Raw genomic sequence first — 19,549 nt, 5'->3', positions numbered from 1 at the left:
CGTGTCCATGAGGAATGCCTCAGCTAACTTAGGGCAGCCATACCTTCCTCCTGCCCGGGGCACTCGTCAAGTCGTTCATGGGAGGTTCACCCACCCCCGCTGTGGGAGGATCCCGCCGTGAAGGGATTCCTGCCGTGGCTGGCGGTGCTCGCGGTGGTTCTCCTGCTCAGCGCGCTGCGCCTGCGGGCACTGGCCACAATCGTGTCGCTCGGTTGGCTCGCCTGGTGCGTCTGGACCTGGTTCCGCCCCGCCCGCCGCCGACCCTGAGGCCGGAGACGACGAACCGGGCCGGCTGCGAACAGCCGACCCGGTCCGGAGAGAGCGATCAGTAGCGGTAGTGGTCCGGCTTGAACGGACCCTCCTGCGCGACACCCAGGTACGCGGCCTGCTCCTTGGTGAGCGTGCTCAGCTTCGCGCCGAGCGCGCCCAGGTGCAGCCGGGCCACCTTCTCGTCCAGGTGCTTGGGCAGCACGTAGACGCCGATCGGGTAATCCTCGGTCTTGGTGAACAGCTCGATCTGGGCGATCGTCTGGTTGGCGAACGAGTTCGACATCACGAAGCTCGGGTGCCCGGTGGCGTTGCCGAGGTTCAACAGGCGCCCCTCGGAGAGCACGATGATCGCGTGCCCGTCGGCGAAGCGCCACAGGTCGACCTGCGGCTTGATGTTGACCCGCTCGACGTCGGAACGCTTGGCCAGACCGGCCATGTCGATCTCGTTGTCGAAGTGGCCGATGTTGCCCACGATGGCCTGGTGCTTCATCCGGGCCATGTGCTCGTTGGTGATGACGTCGAAGCAGCCGGTGGCGGTGATGAAGATGTCCGCCTGCTCGACCACGTCGTCAAGGGTGGCGACCTGGTAGCCGTCCATTGCGGCCTGCAACGCGCAGATCGGGTCCACCTCGGTCACCACGACCCGGGCGCCCTGGCCGCGCAGCGACTCGGCACAGCCCTTGCCCACGTCGCCGTAGCCCATGACGACGGCCATCTTGCCGCCGATCAGCACGTCGGTGGCCCGGTTGATGCCGTCGATGAGCGAGTGCCGGCAGCCGTACTTGTTGTCGAACTTGCTCTTGGTCACCGAGTCGTTGACGTTGATGGCCGGGAAGAGCAGGGTGCCGGCGCGGTGCATCTCGTACAGCCGGTGCACGCCCGTCGTGGTCTCCTCGGTCACACCCTTGATGCCGGCGGCGATCCGCGTCCAGCGCTGGCCGTCCTCGGCGAGCGAGCGGTGCAGCACGTCGAGGATGACCGCGTACTCCTCGGAGTCGGCGGACTCGACCGGCGGCACGACCCCGGCCTTCTCGAACTCGGCACCCTTGTGCACCAGCAGGGTGGCGTCGCCGCCGTCGTCGAGGATCATGTTCGGGCCCTGCCCGTCGGGCCAGGCGAGCACCTGCTCGGTGCACCACCAGTACTCCGGCAGGGTCTCGCCCTTCCAGGCGTACACCGGGACGCCGGCGGGGGCCTCGGGGGTGCCGTCGGGGCCGACCACGATCGCCGCGGCGGCGTGGTCCTGCGTCGAGAAGATGTTGCAGGACGCCCAGCGCACCTGCGCGCCGAGGGCCACCAGCGTCTCGATCAGGACGGCGGTCTGGATGGTCATGTGCAGCGAGCCGGTGATCCGCGCGCCGGCGAGCGGCTGCGCCTCGGCGAACTCCCGACGGATCGCCATCAGGCCGGGCATCTCGTGCTCGGCGAGCTGGATCTCCTTGCGCCCGAACTCGGCGAGCGACAGATCCGCCACCTTGAAGTCGCCCTCGGCGAGCGTGCTCGGCCGGGCCTCGGACGGCGTACCGCTGGCGGACGCCGGGAGGGTGCTGGTCATGAAAGCTCCTGTCGAACGATGTCTGCGCCGACCCTCCACCTTACGCGCGTCGGCGACGGGCATCAGGGGGACGTCTCTGGACAGCGCACGGGGCGGTCGGTGGTGGACAGACCTGCCGCCCACTCCCGCCCGCCCCGCACATCCCCCCGGTTTGGTTCCCCGCACGTTGTCGGACCGTCGTCGCGATAACGCTGCGTACCCATAGAGTCACACTGAGCCAGGGCAACGTCAAGCTATTCCGGGAAAGTCGGACTTGGGTCGTGGACAGGGAGCGCGATCAGCGCAGCCCGGACGTCGCCACGTACGCCTCACCAGCGCCAGCGACCCGCAGCGGCGCACCAGCCGCGTCGCCGATCGCCGCCTGACCGGACACCAGCGTCACCGGGCCCGCGCCGTCGTCCACCGTGACCGACCCGGAGCCGCAGAGCACCACCCGCGGGCCGGGCAGCGACAACGTGACCGACGGCACCGCCGCACCGACCCGCACCCGGTGCAGGGCGAAGTCGTCCACCGGCACCGGCCACCAGTCCACCCCCGGACCCACCGGCTGCGGCGCCCGGACCGGGTCGTCGAGCACCTCGAAACGCAGCACCCGCAGCAACTCGTCGACGTCCACCCGCTTCGGCGTCAACCCACCGCGCAGCACGTTGTCGCTGGCCGCCATGATCTCCACGCCGCACCCGCTCAGGTAGGCGTGCAGGTTGCCGGCGGGCATCCAGATCCCCTCCCCCGGCACCAGCCGCACATGGTGCAGCAGCAACGCGACGAGCACACCGGGATCGCCCGGGTACGCCGCCGCCAACCGCCGGGCCAGGTCGGCGTTCGGGCCGTCGACCGGCGAGGCCACCACGGCGGACAGCAACCCGTCGCGCTCACCGACCGGCCAGGTGAGCAGCGTCCGCACCGCCGTCCGCAACCCCGCCGACCCGGCCCGCAACGCGTCCACCACAGGAGCCAGCACCGGTACGCCGAACGACGCGAGCGACTCGGCCGACTCGACCGGGTCCCGGAACCCGCACAGCGCCTCGAACGGGGTGAGCGCCACCAGCAGCTCAGGCTTGTGGTGCGGGTCGGAGTAGTTGCGTTCCGCCGCCGGACGCCCCGCCTCCGCCGCGTACCCGGTCCGGGCCTGTTCGGCGTCCGGGTGGGCCTGCAGGCTCAGCGGGGCGTCCGCGGCGAGGACCTTGAGCAGGAACGGCAGCCTGCTGCCGAACCGGTCGGACACCCGCGCACCGAGCCACTGCCCCGGCTCGTCGCGCACCAGGTCACACAGGCTGACCTGCGACCCGGCGCGTTCGACCAGGGCCGGGGCGGCCGGGTGGGCACCCAGCCACAGCTCGGCCTCCGGACCGACGCTCGGCACCGGCCGGCCCTGCAACAGCGCCAGAGCCGAGCGCGATCCCCAGGCGTAGTCCCGGATCGGTCCGTACAGCAGTTCCACAGGTCAGCCCCCGGGCCGCCCGGCCGCCTCGCCCTCCTGCGGCTGCGGTACGGCGGTGTCGGCGGCGGCGCCCGTGCCGGCCTTGGCGGCGGCGAGGCTCCAGATGTCCGGCTCCAGGTAGATCACCCGGGCGATGGGCACGGCGGCGCGGATGCGCGCCTCGACGGCGTTGATGCCGCGCGCCAGGTCCTCGGCGCTCTCGCAGGCCGGTACGCCGATCTTCGCGGCGACCATCAGCTCCTCCGGGCCTAGGTAGAGCGTCTTCATGTGGATGATCCGCTCCACCTCGGGACCTTCGGTGATGGACCGCTCGATGGCGTCCAGGTCCTGCTGTTCGGCGCCCTCACCGAGCAGCAGGCTCTTCGTCTCGATCGCCAACACGATGGCGATCACCACCAGCAGGACACCGATCATCGCGGTGCCCGCGGCGTCCCACTTGCCGTTTCCGGTGATCAGCGTCATGGCGACGCCGAAGAGCGCGAAGACCAGACCGACGAGCGCGCCGAAGTCCTCCAGCAGCACGACGGGCAGCTCCGGCGCCTTGGCCCGCCGGATGAAGCGCACCCAGGACTGCTTGCCCCGGACGTGGTTGGACTCCTTGATGGCGGTCCGGAACGAGAACGACTCCATCAGGATCGCCGCCACCAGCACCGTGATCGGCACCCACTGCCACTCGGTGATCCCGTGCGGATCCGACCACTTGTGGTACGCCTCGTACAGGGCGAACAGGCCACCGATGCTGAACAGCACGATGGACACGATGAACGCGTAGATGTAGCGCTCCCGGCCGTACCCGAAGGGGTGTTCCGGGGTGGCCGCCCGCTTGGCCCGCTTGCCGCCGAGCAGCAGCAGGGCCTGGTTGCCGGAGTCGGCGACCGAGTGGACCGACTCGGCCAACATCGACGACGAGCTGGTCAGCAGGAACGCGACGAACTTGGTGATGGCGATGCCGACGTTTGCCAGCAGGGCGGCGACAATCGCCTTCGTCCCACCGTTGGCGCTCATGCCGCCGCTCCGCTTCGCCGTACGAAGCCGACCGGTCCGCGCATGACGCGCCGCCCATTGCGTTCGTTCACTGGTTCGACAGCTCCTTCATCTCGGTGATGGCCGGTACGGCCATCGGGTCCAGCCCATGAGCCAGGGCAAGGTAGATCGAGGCGAAATCCGGTACCGCGATCAGCGAGGCCAGCCGCTCCAGCGCGGAGCCGCCCTCGGCGGTCACCACATCACACCGGACGCCGCGCCGCTCGGCGAGAGTATGCACGGCGTCCGCGCGGCGCTCCTCCACGGCCAGTGGTTCGTCGGTGTCGTCCTCGGCGTTGAGCCCGCCGTCGCGCAGCAGCACCAGCCGCAGCCGGGTCCCCTCACCGTCGTCCTCGGACGGGTCGGCGAAGATGTCCCGCTCGCCCTCGGCCAGTCCACCGAAGACGCCGTCGAGCAGGCCGACGCGACCCCGACCGGCCTCGCCGAGCGCCCCGGTGACCACCGGGTAGCGGGCGTTCGCCGACAGGGTGTCGCCGAACCGGCGGGCCGCCACGGTCGCCAGCGGGGACGAACCCCAGACGATCGGGATCGAGCCGGCCAGGCCCAGCGCCAGGGACTTCGCCGGGTTGACGAACGACTCCGCGGCGGACCGGCAGCGGTCGGCATCCGCGTCGAGCCGGGCCGCGGTCTCCGCCAGGTCCGCCTCGTTGACCTTCACAAGCCCGAGGGAACGGGCCGCGAGCAGCACCGGCACGGTGAGCGCCCAGAGGCTGGCCCGCGCCGGAGCACGCCGGGGCACCGGAATGAACGGCGCCCGGGCCTGCTCGGCGATCGACTGCAACTGCGAGTCGGGGGCACCCACGGCGACCAGCCGGGCGCCGCGCCGGTGCGCGGCCTCGGCCGCGCCGAGCGCCTCCGGGCTACGACCGGACGCGCTCACCGCGATCACCACGTCGGCCGCGCCCACCCAGCCGGGTACGCCCGCGCTGCGGTGCCCGATGATCGGGACCGGGCAGCGCGGCCCGGCGACCGTGGCCAGCACGTCACCGGTACGCCCGGCGGTGCCGATGCCCGCGATCACCACGGCCCGGGGCCGCCCGTCGTCGGCGAGCACCGCCAGGTTCGCCTCGGCGGCCAGCGCCGCGCTCTCGCGCACCTGCGCGCCCGCCGAGGCGGTGTGCCGCAGCATGTCACCCGGATCGTGCTCGGCCAGCGCGGCCGGGTTGTCGAGCAGGGCCTCGTCGGCGTCGCGACGACCACTGACCCCGGCCGTACCGTCGATCATGATGCCTGCCCGGGGCCACCACGCGCCTCGTCGAGCAGCAGCACCGGCACGTCGTCACGGACCTCGAAGATCCGGCCGCACTGCGTGCAGGTCAACGTCTGCGCCTCGGCATCGTAGGCGAGCGGGGCGTGGTGCGTGTCCGGACAGGCGAGAATCTCGAGCAACTGCGGACCCAGGGCCATGGCACGGCTCCTTCCACGTGTGCGGCTTCACCGGCGGCGGTGCCGACCGGCGCAGGCGATCTTATCGGCGAACGCGGTTGAGCACGTCGTCCCGGAGCGAGACCATCCGCTCCCGGGTGGGCGCTTCGACGTTGAGCCGCAGCAACGGCTCGGTGTTGGAGGCACGCAGGTTGAACCACGCGCCGTCGGGGAAACGCAGCGTGAGACCGTCCATCTCGTCGGCCTCCGCCTCGGGGTACGCGGCCCGCACGTCGGCGACCGCGCCCGCCTGGTCCGCCACCGTCGAGTTGATCTCGCCGGAGGCGACGTAACGCTCGTACTCCCCGGCCAGCACGGACAGCGGCAGCGACTGCTCACCGAGCGCGGCCAGGGTGTGCATCGCGGCGAGCATCCCGGTGTCGGCGAACCAGAAGTCCCGGAAGTAGTAGTGCGCCGAGTGCTCGCCGCCGAAGACGGCGTTGGTCCGGGCCATCTCGGCCTTGATGAAGGAGTGCCCGACCCGCGCGACGACCGGCTCGCCGCCGTGCTCCCGGATGATCTCCGGAACCGCGCTGGACGTGATGAGGCCGTGGATCACCGTGGAGCCCGGGTGCTTCGCCAGCTCACGGGCGGCGACCAGGGCGGTGATCGCCGACGGCGAGACCGGCTCGCCGCGCTCGTCCACCACGAAGCACCGGTCGGCGTCGCCGTCGAAGGCCAGCCCGATCTCGGCGCCGTGCTCGACCACGGCCCGCTGGAGGTCGACCAGGTTCGCCGGGTCCAGCGGGTTGGCCTCGTGGTTGGGGAAGCTGCCGTCCAACTCGAAGTACAGCGGCACGATCTCCAACGGCAGGGCCGACAGGGCGGCGTCGCCGAGCACCGTCGGGACCGTGAAGCCACCCATCCCGTTGCCCGCGTCGACCACCACCTTCAACGGCCGGATGCCGGACAGGTCGACAAGCTTGCGCAGGTACGCCGCGTAGTCGGGAAGCAGGTCCCGCCGTTCGACCGGTCGGACCGGCTCACCGCCCGGACGGGCCGCGCCCGAGTCCAGGAGGGCCTGCGCGCGGTCCCGGATCTCCGCGAGCCCGCTGTCCTGACCGATCGGCCGGGCACCGGAACGGCACATCTTGATGCCGTTGTACTGCGCCGGGTTGTGGCTGGCCGTGAACATGGCACCCGGCAGGTCGAGCGAGCCGGACGCGAAGTAGAGCAGATCCGTGGAGGCGAGCCCGATCTCGATCACCGAGCGGCCCTCGGCGCGGACACCGGCCGCGAACGCCTCCGCCAACCCCGGCGAGGTGGCCCGCATGTCGTACCCGACGACGACCGCGTCGCCCGGCTCGTCGGTGGTGTTGAGAAGCTGGGTGAACGCGGCTCCAAGCGCCTCGGCGACCCGCTCGTCCCACTGGTCCGGCACCGTCCCTCGGACGTCGTACGCCTTCACGATCTGGGACAGATCAGACACTGGTTCCGCTCCTTGGCCGCAGTTTCCACCGAACCTGAGCGTATCGGAGGGGAGGGGTCCGGCCCCGCTCAGCCGGGGAGCCGGGGCATGATCGCGGTGCGCTCGCCACCGTCGGGCGGATCGTCGGGCGGCGGCGGGGTACCCGGAGCACCCGGCATCGGCTGCGTCGCCTCCGGAACCGCCCCGCTCCCCGCCGGTCGCGCCCCGTACACACCACCGGGGGCGGGCCGGGGAGCGGGCACCGTGCCGTAGCCGCCGGAGGGCTGCTGGCCGTACACCGAGCCGGGGTGACCGGTCGCGGTCGGTGACCCACCGCCGGAGCGGTAGGTGGTGCCGCCGGGGTTGCCCGGCAGCGGCCCGGGCGGCGGGTCGGTCGGCGAGCGGTCCTGCCGCGACCGGCGGACCAGCAGCACGATGAGCAGCAGACCGACCGCGACCATCGCGATACCGAAGAACATCACGGGTGAACCACCTCCGGACTCGGCGGCGACTGGCGTCGTGGACGGCGCGGCGGCCGGCGGAACCAACGCCGCCGGGTTCACCACCCCGTCGGCGGTCGCGACCTCGGTCGGGCTCGGAGTCGGGGTGGGCTTCTTCGACGGGGTCGGCGACGGGGTGACCCTTGCGCCGTTCACCCGCGCCGTGTCGGTGCCCCGGCCCAACTCCTGACCGGCCGCGGTGGCCCCCACGCCGGTCACCACGAGCTGGCCGCCCGGCGTACCCGCGGCGAACGCCACCCGGTACCGCACGGTGACGCCCTTGCCCTTGCACAGGGTCGGCTTCGCCGGCGACGTCTGCCCGCTCACCGCGCTGCCGTCGCCCCCGGAGACCGGCACCGGGAACCAACGCCCGCCGGCGTTCACCTGCACCGTCACCTGATTCGGCTGGAGACCCTCAAGTCGCAGCCCGAGGGCGGTACGCAGCAGCACGCACCCGGCCGAGCGCTTGCGCACCGCGACGTTCACGCCCTGCGCCGAGCCACCGGCCGAGAAACTGCTGGCCGCGCCGACCCGGACCGAGTCGTCGTCGGCCAACGCCGGCGACGCGCCGAGCAGCACCAGGCCGCCCAGGACACCGCAGACCGTCGCGAGCCGCGCCGCGCGCCGACGCACCGTCATGATCACCTCACCGTTTCAACCCCGGGGTGGGGTCCGCGGGTCAGGCTACTACCGGCCCACCCCCACCCCCTGTCATAGAGCGGCCCGCATGTGTGCGGCGTTACGGTTTACGGCCTGACCTGCCCTGGGTCACTGCGAGAGGGCGAGCGCATCCCGGCAGAGCCGGTCGGCGCTGCGGGTGGTCTCCGGCAGTCGGTAGCGGGGCGCCAGCGCGAGCACCTGAGCGGTGGCGTTCTCCAGGCTCATCCGATGCCCCACGCTCACGAAGACCGGCTTCACACCGTCCTGCGTCCGCAGCACCCGACCGACCACCTCACCCCCGTCCCGCAACGGCGACCAGGCACCCCGCCGCGCCGGCGGCGGTTCCCACTCGCCGACCAGCGGCGTCTTACCCACCCCGATCGCCGGCAGCCCGGTCACCACCCCGAGATGACAGGCCAGCCCGAACCGGCGCGGATGAGCCAACCCGTGCCCGTCACACACCAGCAGGTCCGGTCGGGTGGTCAGCCCGTCCAGCGCGTCGAGCAGCGCCGGCAACTCCCGGAACGCGAACAGTCCCGGCACGTAACCGAACGCCGGCCGACCCACGCTGACAGCGGAATCGACCACGGCGAGCGTCCTGGTGTCCAACACCGTCACGGCCGCCGCGAGCAGGTCACCGCTCCGCGCGTACGCGACGTCCAGGCCGGCGACCGTCGCGGGCGCGGTCGGCCCCGGCCCGGCCAGGTCGACGAGCGGCCGCAACGCCTCCTGTACGGCCACCGCCTCGGCGACACCGCGAGGCGCCTCGGACGCGGGCCATGCCCGACCCGGTGCCGGCCGGTCCGGGGTCCCGGGATCCCGTAGTTCCGCCGAACTGGAGTGGGTCACCCCCGGTTCGTGCCGTCGGCGCCGTCTCCGGTCGTCACGCCGACACCGCCTTCGGTGTCGGCTTCGGCCCGCTTCCCGGTCGCGCCGAGCGCAACCGCGAAGGCGACGCCGAGTGCGACACCGAAGGCGACGCCGCCCTTCGAGCCGAACAAGGGGATGCCGATCGCCAGACCGATCAGAATGCCGACCGGCCACGCCCAGACACGGAACCTGGCGGCAAGCGCCACGAACCCCCGATCACCCTCCCGCCCCGGCCGACCGTCCATCTTCGCGACCATCACTGGCCAACCCTTCCGTCGATTCGCTCGCGCAGCAGATCAGCATGTCCATTGTGGCGCGCGTACTCCTCGATCATGTGCACCAGCAGCTCGCGCAGCACGATGACGTTGCCCCTCCGCTGCCGCCCCCACACCTTGAGGTCCGCAGCCTCGGCCACGAACCGCTCGGCGAACTCGACCTCCGCCCGCCAGGCGCGTCGCGCCGCGTCGACCACTGCCGGATCGGCCACCGCGCCGTCGAAGTCACCGTCGGGCTCGTCCTCCGAACAGTAGATCGGGGGCGCGTCCTGGCCAGCCATCGTCCGCCGGAACCAACCCCGCTCCACTTCCGCCATGTGCCGGATCAAGCCGAGCAGCGACATCGTCGACGGCGGGACAGAGCGGCGGGCCAACTGCTCGGCGTCCAGGGAGTCACACTTGCGCTCCAGGGTGAGCCGCTGGTTACGCAGGAACTCGACGAGGACGGTCCGCTCGTCCGCGAAGGTGCCGCCCGAGCGCGGATCGTCGTCCGAATGAACGAACATGTCCGACCAGCCGAAGACCCGCTTGGGCGCACTGTCGGAGATGTTCGGCTGGGCACCGCTGCCGGAGTCCGAGTCGGATCGGCGGGTCATGTCGGCGTCACCAAGTCGCGACGGGCACCTGGATCGCCGGCCACACGTAACTGCTCCTCGACCGTCGGCAGGTAACGCACCTCGGCTGCTACCCGCAACTTATCGTTGACCCGACGACGGTCGCGCACCGTCATCGACACCTGAGGGGAACATGCTGCGGATCTCCTCCTCGCCGGGCAGGACCGCGCCACCCGTGACGACCTCGGCCACCCGCTCCGCGGTCGTGCGGTCGACAGTGTCGAAGCGGTCGACGTTCCGATGGTCATTGACGAACCGCACAACCAGGCCGGGGTCGAAAGCCCATTCTCGACTACGGTGATCCCACAGGATCGCGTTGCCCGGGCCTCCATCAGTCACGAACAGTCCGGCCGGTCCCCCAATTCGTTCATCGTTCCGGTAAGTCACGTGGTAGATCAACAAATTCTCTTCTCCATGGCCGGATCCTATTCGGACCGGGTCAGGTCCTTCGAACGGAATCATGCCGAGGCGCCACGTGATCAAGCCGCGAACAGGGGACGGGACGCCGTCCACGCGTCCTCGGGAGACCACCTCGCCGACCGCCGGGCCCGACGAGCGGCGTTGAGGTACGCCTCCGCAACCCCAGAGGTCCTCGACAGAGCCCTGCCTACACCGCTCTCGCGATATCCGGGTCTGCGCCAGGATCACCAGCCGCGCGGAGCTGCTCCTCGAACATCACGAACGTCCGCTGGCGGATCCCCCGGATCAGCGCCCGCTCCTTGGGCGTCAGGTGACGATCTTTGGCCTTCGCCACATCGCGGACTGCCTGGATCGTCTCGTAGAGAGCGAAGATCGGGCCATCACCTTCGAGATGGTGAGCCCGAAAACGCTCCACCTCCTGCACGAAATCCTCCGGAGATCGACGGAAGACATCTCCCCCGACGTCGAAGACGATCTCGGTAAACAGGTCGTTCTTCTCCTGCCAGCCGCCGGTGTCGATGGCAACCCGCCATACCCGGGCACCGCCGTCGGGCGTCTCCACGATCTTTACCGGTGATTGGTAGTACATGTAGTAAGAGGGGAGCACCAGACCTGGCATCGGAGTCATCGAGCGTTCCCCCCAAGTGTCGACTGCAGTGCCTGCCAGAACAACTGTTGCTCGCGACGGAGGACCCCATCCGCGACGGCACCCTCACGCCTGGTCAGCGCACGACCTTCGGCTCGGGCCAGGGCATCCACATCACGCCGTACCTCATACAGCGCATGCGCCCAAGTCCGGAGCCGAGCCCGGCCCGTCCAGGAGCAGGTACATCCGGTTGACGTACGGGTCGCCGTGACCGCCGTCGTCCCCCGCCGACGGGTGGGTCGGCAGGTCGGGGCGTTCGCTGAACCGGCCTCGGGGTAGTCCGCCGAGCGGCATGGGCCGGCCGGCACCGTCGAGCACCAGCGCGTCGATGCCGACCACGTCCGGGTACAGCGGCCGGTCGCGGATGATGCCGGTCTGCGGGTCGACGTAGAGGATCGTGCCGTTCTGGTTGAGCGCCACCCAGGCGTGGGAGCCTCCGCCGGCCCACTCGGTGATCAGGAACGCGTAGCTGCCGTGCCCGCCCAGCAGCATCTGGTCGTGCAGGTTGCGGTAGCCGCGGTCGGCGGCCTGTCGTGCGTACGCCGGGTGCAGCCGTTGGCCGGGCGGCGGGGCGAGCAGCCGCTGGAACCGGCCTCCGGTGGCGTCCTCCACCCGGCCGGGGCCGCCGGCTTCGCCTCGGATGGGGCGGCGGGTGTCGCCGTCGAGGTACCCGTCGAAGGTGCGCGGCGCCGACACCCGAGGTCGACCGTGCACCCACGTCTCGAACATGGACAGGGTGCAGTCCAGGCAGTTGATGCCCCGGGTGGCGTCGGCCATCGGCCCGCCGTCGTTGAGGAGCCGGAACCAGGCGCCGCGGCGGGGGTCGGCGGTGCGGGTGACGCTGCCGTCCGGGTCGCGGGGCATCTGCCGTTCGACGTCGACCTGGTGCAGGGCCAGCGGCGGGCGTAGGCCGCCGGGCTGCCCGTACGGCCGGGAGTCGTCGATCGGCGGGGGCACGTCGTCGCCGGTGAGCCGGGACGGGCCGCGCACCTCCACGGCACCGAGTGCGAGCGCGCCCACGTCCGTGTTGGCCCGCTGGAAGGCCGCGTCGCCGATGTCGACGACCTCCGGCGCCCGGGCGCCGACCAGCACCGCGTCGGCCAGGTCACGGCACTGGGTGTACGCGCGTGTCTCGTCGTTCGCGGCCCGCTGCCAGCCGTCGGCCCACCGCTGGTGGCCGGTGCGGTGCAGGTGCCGGGCGTAGGTGCCGTACTCGACGGCCCGGCGGTCGTGTTCGGCGGCCAGGGCGTGCAGTCGGCTGGCTTCGGCCTGCCGGCGGCTGTGTTCGAACTCGTTGCGCCGCGACTCGTAGTAGCCCCGGTAGCGCTGCCGCTCGGCGGCTTCCGCCTCGGCCGCCCATCGGGCCGCGTACCAGTCGCTGGCCTCGAATTCGGACTGCGACGGCGCTGTCAGGTCGCCCGGGACCGACGCCCGGCCTCGTGCCGGGTGCGCGGGTACGCGGCCCGGCCCGAACGCCTGCCACGTCGGTGGGTACGGCGCCGGGGTGGCGGCCGGTGGCGCCACAGCGGCGGCGACTGTCGGGGCGGAAGCGCTCGTCGCCGGCGACCATGCGGACGGGCCTGTGACAGTCGGGGCCGTCCCGGTGCTGCCGCTGGGCGCGACGCCGGTGGCTGGTGCGCCGGTCAGGTCGGGCGTGCCGGTGGTGGGCGTGGCGACCGAGGAGAGGGTGGGGTCGGTGGCGACCGGTTGCGCGGGGCCGGCGCGGTCGATGGTGAGCCCGTCCGGGGATGGCGTGGCGGTCTCGGTCGGGAGCATCGGGCGGCTCGGCCCGTCACCGATCGTCGGCGACACAGGTGACCCGGCCAGGTCCGGAACGGTGGGCTGGGTCAGGCCGTACGACACGGCGGCCCGCACGTCAGGGGCCGACCCCACAGGTGACGCGGCCACATCCGCACCACCGACCGCCTGCTGCGCCCCAGCCACCGGCGACCCGGCCACCGGGCCGCCGACAGCGGATGACACCGACAGCGAAGAGGAGACCGAACCCGCCGAAGCCGGCTCCGGGGAGACCGGGGCCGACCCCGGGGAGACCGAATCCGCCGGTGCCGGTGCCGGCGAGGCGGCAGCAGACGAGACGTCGGCGGGAGCGGCAGCAGACGAGACGTCGGCGGGAGCGGCAGCAGACGAGACGTCGGCGGGAGCGGCAGCAGACGAGACGTCGGTGGAAGCGGCAGCAGACGAGACGTCGGTGGAAGCGGCAGACGACTCCACAAAGGAGGCGGTGGCGGCGGGAGGCAGAGCCAGGGACGGGCCGGTGAGCGAGGCTCCCGCCAGGGCGTTGGCCTGCGCGCCGAGTTTGGCGTGCAACGCGTGGTCGGTCTGCTCGGTGGCCGAGCCGGTGGCCCCGGAGGCGGCGGCGCGGGCGACGTCCTCCACCGAGGTGAGGCCCTGCCCGGTGGCCAGGCCGGCGGCGGTCTCGGCGAGCACCTCACCGGTCATCTCCCGGCCCAGGTGCTCACCGACCCGCGCGGCGCGACCTGTCGCGTGTCGGCCCAGGCCGGCCAGCGGCGCGACCGCCCCACCGGCGAGCCCGCCGACGGCTGACGCGCCGAGGTCGGTGAGGTCCAGGCCGTGCGCCCGGCCGGTGGAGTTCTGGTACGCCTGGGTGGCGAGGGTGACGCCGGCCTCTTCCGCCGCCTCCTCCAGCCCTTCGCGGGTGGCGCGCTTGGCCAGCCCGTGTACGCCACCGCGGGCGACCTCCTTGGCTGCCCGTTCCCCGGCCTCCTTCAGCCCGTGCCTGAGGGACTTGCTGGCCAGTTGCCCCATCAGCCGCTTGAAGATCTGTTGGATCAGCAGGCGGGTGGCGGTGATCGCCGCGCCGGCGGCCGGGGAGGCCGCGCCGGCGGTGAGCACGGCCGCCACCGCCACCGTGAGCAGTTCGATGACGAGGATGCCCAACTCGATCCAGACTTCGAGTTTCGCGCCCTCGATGTCGCAGCCGCACTCCTCGACGAGCCGGCCCAGGTCGCTGGTGACCGCGAGGAGCACCGGTAGTGGCGCGTCGGTGCCCTCGGCGATCCCCCGCCAGGCCGCCTCGAACGCGGCGTCGACCGCGCCGACGCCGCCGTATCCGGCGCGTACCTCGTTGGCGGCGGTGGCCGCGTCGCTGTGCGGCCCGGCGAGGACGGCGGCGACGGCGTACCACCGGTCGGCGACGTCCCAGACGGCCCGTTCGTCGCCCTCGGGCCACTGCACGCCGATGACCCAGTCCAGTGCCTCGTAGATCCAGCCGGGCACGTCCCAGGGTGCGTAGTCGAGCGGGTGCGGAATGGGGCTGGGCAGCACGCTCATCCGGTTGGCCCGCTGTCAGCGCCGGTCGGCGGCCCGGTCGAGCCGGGTGGCGCTGCGGCCGTCGGTCTGCACGCTCGCGTCGACGGAGCGGACGACGTCGGTGCCCAGCTCGGTGAGCCGGTGGCCGATGCCCGTCCAGGCGCGCAGCACGGTCTGCTCGAAGCCTCGGTAGCTGCGCTCGAACGCGGCGCCGATGTCGTCGCGGCCCCATGGCCGGTTGCCGCTGGCGGCTTCGATCTCGCCGCCCTCCGCGGCCCGGCGGGCGGTCACCGCCTCGCCGGCGAGGGCCAGGTCGGCGCCGGCCCGGCGGGCTCGGGACGGGTCGAGCCAGAGCTGCCCGTCGGTCATGCCGGACCCTCGCTCCGGCCGAGGACGGCCTCGGCGCGCCCGAGCAGCGTGCCGAAATCTCCGGTGCGCAGGAACTCGACCGGGCCGGAGCCGGCCGGTACGTGCTCGGCCACCAGATCCCGGGTGGCGCTGCCGGCTGCGGTGGTGGCGTCCCGGATCGTTTCGGTGATCTTCCGGCTCAACGCCTCGGCGTCGCGGTCCTGATAGATGGCCGGGTCCAGTTCGACGGCCACCAGCTCGCCCCGGGGTCCGACTGTCGCGGTCACCCGCCCGTCGGTCGACCGCCGGGTCACCCGTACCGCGGCGAGTCGGGTGCGCAGCTCGTCCAGGTTGGACCTGAGCTGCTGATACTGCCCGTACACGTCGTCGAATCGGGCCCGTAGCTCGCGATTGGCGTCGCGATCCCCGCGTTCGGTCACCGCCGCTCCTCCCGTCACCGTCGGTAGGGCGAACCATACCGGCTGCCATCAATCCCTGTAGTCCGGTAGTTTCGGTATGTGATCGACCGTCAACAGGCCGAGCAGCTCGCGGCCACCTGGGCCAGGCGCGACTCGCAGCGCCTCGGCCACGAGTGCACGCCGGTGGTCGACGAGTTCGATCTCGGCTACGTCATCACGTCAGTCGTGCCCACCGAGGCGCGGACGGTCCCCGGCGACCTGCCGACGACCGTCGTCGACAAGCAGACCGGGAAGGTCACCACCTGGCCCCGGGTGCCGAGCGACGTGGTGGCGGACATGTACCGGCGCAGTCAGCCGGACGGGCCGACGGCCGCGCGGACCGTCGACCAGTCGAGCCTGCTGGTGCGCGAGATCCATCGGATCGCCACCCCGAACACGACCGCGCATCTGACCATCGACGGTCGCATCTGGACGGCCCAGGGCACGAAGGGCGCGGTCCCGCTCAACCATCACCCGCTCGTGCGCACCTACCTGGAGCAGCTGCCACCGGGTGAGCTGGTGCGCGGCGGCGAGAGCCACGCGGAGCTGATCGTGGTGTCCGACGTGCTGCACGGGTACGACCACCTGCGGGCGGCCGAGGGCATCGCGCCGATGGGGCGGGCCGAGGCGGCGGCTCTGCTGGAGGGGGCGCGGTTCGAGATCTTCCGGGTCCGGGAGCCGGGCGACCCGGCGGGCGGCCCGGCCGAGCGGCCCTGCGACTCGTGCGTCAACTTCCTGGTGCTTGCCAACGTCCTGCCGGAGTCGACGCGGGCGTACACGGAGACCTGGCTGCCGCCGGCGGCGTCCGATCCGGACCCGGGTCGATTCCCGCGCGAGGTGGCGAACGCGCTGGTGGCGGCCGGCTGGCGGCCGCACATCGGCGACCAGCTCATGGCTGCCGCCGCCGTCCGGGACGTCACGGCCGTGGCGGGGCGTACCCACCGGCACGAGGTCTTCCCGGCCGCCGTGGAGGCGTTGAACGCGTTCCCCAGTCTGGTGGGCGCGCGGCGCGGCCCGGGCGAGCAGGTGTGGATCTCCCGGTTCGACATCCGTCCCCACATGATCGCGCACACTGCCGACACGCTCGCCGACTTCGGCGCGGTGCTCGGGGTACGGCTGTTCCCGATCGGCACCGAAGGCCAGGACAGCATCCTGGCCGTCGACGAACGCGGTCGGGTCTTCGCCCTCGACCAGGCCGGTGAGTGGTTCCTCGGCGACACGATCGACGCCGCGTTTACCACCCTGCTGCTCGGTCGCGCTCCGGCCCGGGTCGGCGACGACGGCACCTGGCGGGCCGACGAGGCTAGAGGGTGAGCCCGGTCAGCACCATGACGCGCGGTTCGGTGTAGTCGTCCATCGCGCTGCGCAGTCCTTCCCGGCCGACGCCGCTGCCCTTGACCCCGCCGTACGGCATCTGGTCGGCCCGGTACGACGGCACGTCGCCGACGATCACCCCGCCCACCTCCAGCGCCCGCGAGGCGGCGAAGGCGACGTCGAGGCGTCGGGTGAACACGCCGGCCTGGAGGCCGTACGCCGAGTCGTTGACCGCGGTGAACGCGGCCCGGTCGTCGGTGACCGGGGCGACCACCAGCACCGGCCCGAACACCTCCTCGGCGACGACCTTGGCGTCGGCGGGCACGCCGGTGAGCACGGTCGGCGGGTAGGTGGCGCCGTCACGCGCGCCGCCCACCTCTACGCTGCCGCCGGCCGCGACGGCCTCGGCCACCCAGGCCTCTACGCGGCGGGCGGCGTCCTCGGACACCATCGGGCCGACGTCGGTGGACTCACTCGCGGGGTCGCCGGTGCGCAACGCGCGGACGGCCGTGACCAGCCGGGGCAGGAACTCGGCGTACAGCGTGTGGTGCACGTACACCCGCTGGACGGCGATGCACGACTGGCCGGCCTGGTAGTTGGCGAACGTGGCTATCCGTTGCGCGGCGAAGTCCAGGTCCTCGTCGGAGGTCCAGTCCGCACAGAGCACGGCCGCCGCGTTGCCGCCCAGCTCGAGCGTGACGTGTTTGTCGGGCACCCGGCGGCGGATGGCCGCGCCGACCGGCCCGGACCCGGTGAACGACACCACCGGCAGCCGGGGGTCGGTGACCAGTTCGGCGGCGCGGTCGTTCGGTAGCGGCAGCACCGAGAACATGCCCGCCGGCAGGTCGGTCTCGACCAGCAGTTCGCCGAGCAGCAGCGCGGACAGCGGCGTCGCCGGGGCGGGCTTGACGATGATCGGCGCGCCGACGGCGACGGCCGGGGCGATCTTGTGGGCGACGAGGTTGAGCGGGAAGTTGAACGGCGCGATGCCCAGCACCGGCCCCTTCGGCGCCCGCCGGACCAGCGCGATCCGGCCGGTGGCGGCCGGGTCGGTGTCGAGGCGTTGCAGCTCGCCGGAGAAGCGGCGGGCCTCCTCGGCGGCCCACCGGAAGGTCGACACCGCCCGTCCCACCTCGGCGCGCGCCCACTTCACCGGTTTGCCGTTCTCGGCGGTGATCAGCGCGGCGACCTCGTCGGCGCGTTCGGCGAGCCGCCGGGACACGTGGTCCAGGGCCGCCGCGCGAGCGTGCGCGGGCAGGGCCGCGGCCTGCGCGGCCACCCCGGCCGCCGCGGCGACGGCGGCCTCGACCTGGTCGGGGGTGGCGAAGGTGGTACGCCCCACCTGGCGACCGTCGTACGGGTGGTGGACGGTCAGCTCCGTTTCGCCAGCGGCGGGTCGGGAGGCGACGAAGAAGGCGGTGGGCTCCACGCCGAGCAGCGTAGACGAGTCAGCGGTCGACGGAAACAGTCGCCGCAGCCCTTGTCTGCCGCGAATTCAGTGGCCAAGATGGCAGAGAGATTGCGATAACCGCCGCAGAACCGCGCCCCCGGCCCCTCGGAGAGATCCCGTCATGAGTGATCAGCAGCAGCTGCGCAACTTCGTCAACGGCTCCTACGTCGAACCGGCCGACGGCGGGTACGCCGACCTGATCGACCCCTGTACGGGTGAGGTGTTCGCGCAGGCCCCGGTGTCCGGCGCCGTCGACGTGGACGCGGCGATGAGTGCCGCCGCCACCGCGTTCGAGAGCTGGCGGGAGGTCACCCCCGCCGAGCGGCAGCGGGCGATGCTCAAGCTCGCCGACGCCGTGGAGGCCCGCGCGGCCGAGCTGGTCGACGCCGAGGTCCGCAACACCGGCAAGCCGCGCCAGCTCACCGCCGACGAGGAGCTACCGCCGGCGGTGGACCAGTTCCGGTTCTTCGCCGGTGCGGCCCGACTGCTGGAGGGTCGGTCCGCCGGGGAGTACCTGGCCGGTCACACCTCGTACGTGCGGCGCGAGCCGATCGGCGTCTGCGCCCAGGTCACACCGTGGAACTACCCGCTGATGATGGCGGTGTGGAAGATCGCCCCGGCGCTGGCAGCCGGCAACACGGTGGTGCTCAAGCCGTCGGACACCACGCCGGTGTCGACGCTGCTGCTCGCCGAGATCGCCGCCGAGTTCTTCCCGCCGGGGGTGTTCAACGTGGTCTGCGGCGATCGGGACACCGGTCGTACCCTCGTGTCGCACCCGACGCCGCAGCTCGTGTCGATCACCGGCTCGACCCGCGCGGGCATGGAGGTCGCCGCAGCGGCTGCTCCCGACCTCAAGCGCACCCACCTGGAGCTGGGCGGCAAGGCCCCGGTGGTGGTCTTCGACGACGCCGACGTGGCGGCGGCGGCCGAGGCCATCGCGATGGGCGGCTACTTCAACGCGGGGCAGGACTGCACGGCGGCGACCCGGGTGCTGGCCGGGCCGGGCGTCCACGACGACTTCGTGGCGGCGCTCGCCGAGCAGGCCCGCTCCACGAAGACCGGCGCCCCGGACGACGCGGACGTGCTCTACGGGCCGCTGAACAACGCCAACCAGCTCGCCCGGGTCAGCGGCTTCGTGGACCGACTGCCGGACCACGCGGCGATCCAGACCGGTGGGTCCCGGCAGGGCGAGCGCGGCTACTTCTACGCGCCGACAGTCGTCTCCGGGTTGCGGCAGGCCGACGAGATCATCCAGGACGAGGTGTTCGGGCCGGTCATCACCGTGCAGCGGTTCTCGGACGAGGACGAGGCGGTGCGCTGGGCCAACGGCGTCGACTACGGCCTGTCCGCGTCGGTGTGGACGCGGGACCACGGCCGGGCCATGCGGATGACCCGGCGGCTCGACTTCGGCTGCGTCTGGGTGAACACGCACATCCCGTTCGTCTCGGAGATGCCGCACGGTGGCTTCAAGCACTCCGGGCACGGCAAGGACCTCTCGGTGTACAGCCTGGAGGACTACACCCGGATCAAGCACGTCATGCACAACATCGAGGGCTGACC

General features: G+C 72.2%; 19 protein-coding genes. 3 read left to right on the top strand and 16 right to left on the bottom strand.

Annotated elements, in window-relative coordinates; translation table 11 throughout:
* Nucleotides 1-117 precede the first annotated feature (117 nt).
* The gene (locus tag ABZS77_RS05870) at nucleotides 118-267 is read left to right on the top strand and encodes a hypothetical protein (RefSeq protein ID WP_354817862.1); all 150 of its coding nucleotides are present in this window, start codon (nucleotides 118-120) and stop codon (nucleotides 265-267) included.
* 58 nt (nucleotides 268-325) lie between these two features.
* Here ABZS77_RS05870 and ahcY read toward each other — a convergent pair whose 3' ends face one another.
* From ahcY to ABZS77_RS05795, 15 genes are all read right to left on the bottom strand, one after another.
* A complete protein-coding gene (gene ahcY, locus ABZS77_RS05865) occupies nucleotides 326-1,825 on the bottom strand; it encodes an adenosylhomocysteinase (RefSeq protein ID WP_354817860.1) in 1,500 nt (499 codons plus the stop codon).
* A 277-nt stretch (nucleotides 1,826-2,102) separates the two neighbouring features.
* Nucleotides 2,103-3,266 carry a mannose-6-phosphate isomerase, class I gene (manA, locus tag ABZS77_RS05860; RefSeq protein ID WP_354817857.1) on the bottom strand — a complete coding sequence of 388 codons (1,164 nt, stop codon included), beginning with the start codon at nucleotides 3,264-3,266 and terminating at the stop codon, nucleotides 2,103-2,105.
* A gap of 3 nt (nucleotides 3,267-3,269) precedes the next feature.
* Nucleotides 3,270-4,271, bottom strand: a complete 1,002-nt coding sequence (locus tag ABZS77_RS05855; RefSeq protein ID WP_354817854.1) for a cation diffusion facilitator family transporter — start codon at nucleotides 4,269-4,271, stop codon at nucleotides 3,270-3,272.
* 67 nt (nucleotides 4,272-4,338) lie between these two features.
* Nucleotides 4,339-5,535 (bottom strand): SIS domain-containing protein, encoded by a 1,197-nt coding sequence (locus ABZS77_RS05850; protein WP_354817851.1) that lies wholly within the window; start codon nucleotides 5,533-5,535, stop codon nucleotides 4,339-4,341.
* Complete coding sequence (locus tag ABZS77_RS05845; protein ID WP_354817848.1) at nucleotides 5,532-5,717, bottom strand: Trm112 family protein; 186 nt, start codon at nucleotides 5,715-5,717, stop codon at nucleotides 5,532-5,534. Before ABZS77_RS05845 ends, ABZS77_RS05850 begins: the two co-directional genes overlap by 4 nt.
* Before the next feature lie 61 nt (nucleotides 5,718-5,778).
* Nucleotides 5,779-7,164, bottom strand: coding sequence for a phosphomannomutase/phosphoglucomutase (locus ABZS77_RS05840; RefSeq protein WP_354817845.1), 1,386 nt, complete (start codon nucleotides 7,162-7,164; stop codon nucleotides 5,779-5,781).
* A 68-nt stretch (nucleotides 7,165-7,232) separates the two neighbouring features.
* Nucleotides 7,233-8,282, bottom strand: a complete 1,050-nt coding sequence (locus ABZS77_RS05835; protein ID WP_354817842.1) for a hypothetical protein — start codon at nucleotides 8,280-8,282, stop codon at nucleotides 7,233-7,235.
* 129 nt (nucleotides 8,283-8,411) lie between these two features.
* Entirely contained in the window at nucleotides 8,412-9,044 is a 633-nt protein-coding gene (locus tag ABZS77_RS05830) for an endonuclease V (RefSeq protein WP_354817839.1), read from the bottom strand.
* 104 nt (nucleotides 9,045-9,148) lie between these two features.
* Nucleotides 9,149-9,433 carry a hypothetical protein gene (locus ABZS77_RS05825; protein WP_354817836.1) on the bottom strand — a complete coding sequence of 95 codons (285 nt, stop codon included), beginning with the start codon at nucleotides 9,431-9,433 and terminating at the stop codon, nucleotides 9,149-9,151.
* On the bottom strand, nucleotides 9,430-10,044 hold the full coding sequence (locus ABZS77_RS05820; protein ID WP_354817833.1) for a DinB family protein: 615 nt from the start codon (nucleotides 10,042-10,044) through the stop codon (nucleotides 9,430-9,432). Before ABZS77_RS05820 ends, ABZS77_RS05825 begins: the two co-directional genes overlap by 4 nt.
* A 99-nt stretch (nucleotides 10,045-10,143) precedes the next feature.
* Nucleotides 10,144-10,461, bottom strand: a complete 318-nt coding sequence (locus ABZS77_RS05815) for a hypothetical protein (protein ID WP_354817830.1) — start codon at nucleotides 10,459-10,461, stop codon at nucleotides 10,144-10,146.
* A gap of 208 nt (nucleotides 10,462-10,669) precedes the next feature.
* Entirely contained in the window at nucleotides 10,670-11,110 is a 441-nt protein-coding gene (locus tag ABZS77_RS05810) for a hypothetical protein (protein WP_354817827.1), read from the bottom strand.
* A 144-nt stretch (nucleotides 11,111-11,254) separates the two neighbouring features.
* Entirely contained in the window at nucleotides 11,255-14,440 is a 3,186-nt protein-coding gene (locus ABZS77_RS05805; RefSeq protein ID WP_354817824.1) for a toxin glutamine deamidase domain-containing protein, read from the bottom strand.
* A 15-nt stretch (nucleotides 14,441-14,455) separates the two neighbouring features.
* Nucleotides 14,456-14,788, bottom strand: coding sequence for a hypothetical protein (locus ABZS77_RS05800; protein ID WP_354817822.1), 333 nt, complete (start codon nucleotides 14,786-14,788; stop codon nucleotides 14,456-14,458).
* The gene (locus tag ABZS77_RS05795) at nucleotides 14,785-15,207 is read right to left on the bottom strand and encodes a YbaB/EbfC family nucleoid-associated protein (RefSeq protein ID WP_354817819.1); all 423 of its coding nucleotides are present in this window, start codon (nucleotides 15,205-15,207) and stop codon (nucleotides 14,785-14,787) included. The genes ABZS77_RS05800 and ABZS77_RS05795 overlap by 4 nt, the downstream gene beginning before the upstream one ends.
* Nucleotides 15,208-15,285: 78 nt before the next feature.
* On the opposite strand from ABZS77_RS05795, the gene ABZS77_RS05790 reads away from it, so the two are divergent.
* Nucleotides 15,286-16,539: an SUKH-3 domain-containing protein gene (locus tag ABZS77_RS05790; protein WP_354817816.1), complete on the top strand. Its 1,254-nt coding sequence runs from the start codon at nucleotides 15,286-15,288 to the stop codon at nucleotides 16,537-16,539.
* On the opposite strand, the gene ABZS77_RS05785 is transcribed toward ABZS77_RS05790, so the two are convergent.
* Nucleotides 16,529-17,968, bottom strand: coding sequence for an aldehyde dehydrogenase family protein (locus ABZS77_RS05785; protein ID WP_354817813.1), 1,440 nt, complete (start codon nucleotides 17,966-17,968; stop codon nucleotides 16,529-16,531). The two genes, ABZS77_RS05790 and ABZS77_RS05785, sit on opposite strands and share 11 nt — an antisense overlap.
* 142 nt (nucleotides 17,969-18,110) lie before the next feature.
* Here ABZS77_RS05785 and ABZS77_RS05780 point away from each other — a divergent pair, with 142 nt between their 5' ends.
* Nucleotides 18,111-19,547: a gamma-aminobutyraldehyde dehydrogenase gene (locus ABZS77_RS05780; RefSeq protein ID WP_354817810.1), complete on the top strand. Its 1,437-nt coding sequence runs from the start codon at nucleotides 18,111-18,113 to the stop codon at nucleotides 19,545-19,547.
* Nucleotides 19,548-19,549 lie beyond the last annotated feature (2 nt).

It is taken from the genome of Micromonospora sp. NPDC005298 (genome assembly GCF_040607375.1).
Taxonomy (GTDB): domain Bacteria; phylum Actinomycetota; class Actinomycetes; order Mycobacteriales; family Micromonosporaceae; genus Micromonospora.
This window is presented reverse-complemented; position numbering and strand designations above follow the sequence as displayed.

What these genes read in the sequence shown, in the direction of transcription:
- ahcY (WP_354817860.1), bottom strand. Translation starts at nt 1,825, where the DNA reads ATGACCAGCACCCTCCCGGCGTCCGCCAGCGGTACGCCGTCCGAGGCC.
- ABZS77_RS05855 (WP_354817854.1), bottom strand. Translation starts at nt 4,271, where the DNA reads ATGAGCGCCAACGGTGGGACGAAGGCGATTGTCGCCGCCCTGCTGGCA.
- ABZS77_RS05850 (WP_354817851.1), bottom strand. Translation starts at nt 5,535, where the DNA reads ATGATCGACGGTACGGCCGGGGTCAGTGGTCGTCGCGACGCCGACGAG.
- ABZS77_RS05845 (WP_354817848.1), bottom strand. Translation starts at nt 5,717, where the DNA reads ATGGCCCTGGGTCCGCAGTTGCTCGAGATTCTCGCCTGTCCGGACACG.
- ABZS77_RS05835 (WP_354817842.1), bottom strand. Translation starts at nt 8,282, where the DNA reads ATGACGGTGCGTCGGCGCGCGGCGCGGCTCGCGACGGTCTGCGGTGTC.
- ABZS77_RS05820 (WP_354817833.1), bottom strand. Translation starts at nt 10,044, where the DNA reads ATGACCCGCCGATCCGACTCGGACTCCGGCAGCGGTGCCCAGCCGAAC.
- ABZS77_RS05810 (WP_354817827.1), bottom strand. Translation starts at nt 11,110, where the DNA reads ATGACTCCGATGCCAGGTCTGGTGCTCCCCTCTTACTACATGTACTAC.
- ABZS77_RS05805 (WP_354817824.1), bottom strand. Translation starts at nt 14,440, where the DNA reads ATGAGCGTGCTGCCCAGCCCCATTCCGCACCCGCTCGACTACGCACCC.
- ABZS77_RS05800 (WP_354817822.1), bottom strand. Translation starts at nt 14,788, where the DNA reads ATGACCGACGGGCAGCTCTGGCTCGACCCGTCCCGAGCCCGCCGGGCC.
- ABZS77_RS05780 (WP_354817810.1), top strand. Translation starts at nt 18,111, where the DNA reads ATGAGTGATCAGCAGCAGCTGCGCAACTTCGTCAACGGCTCCTACGTC.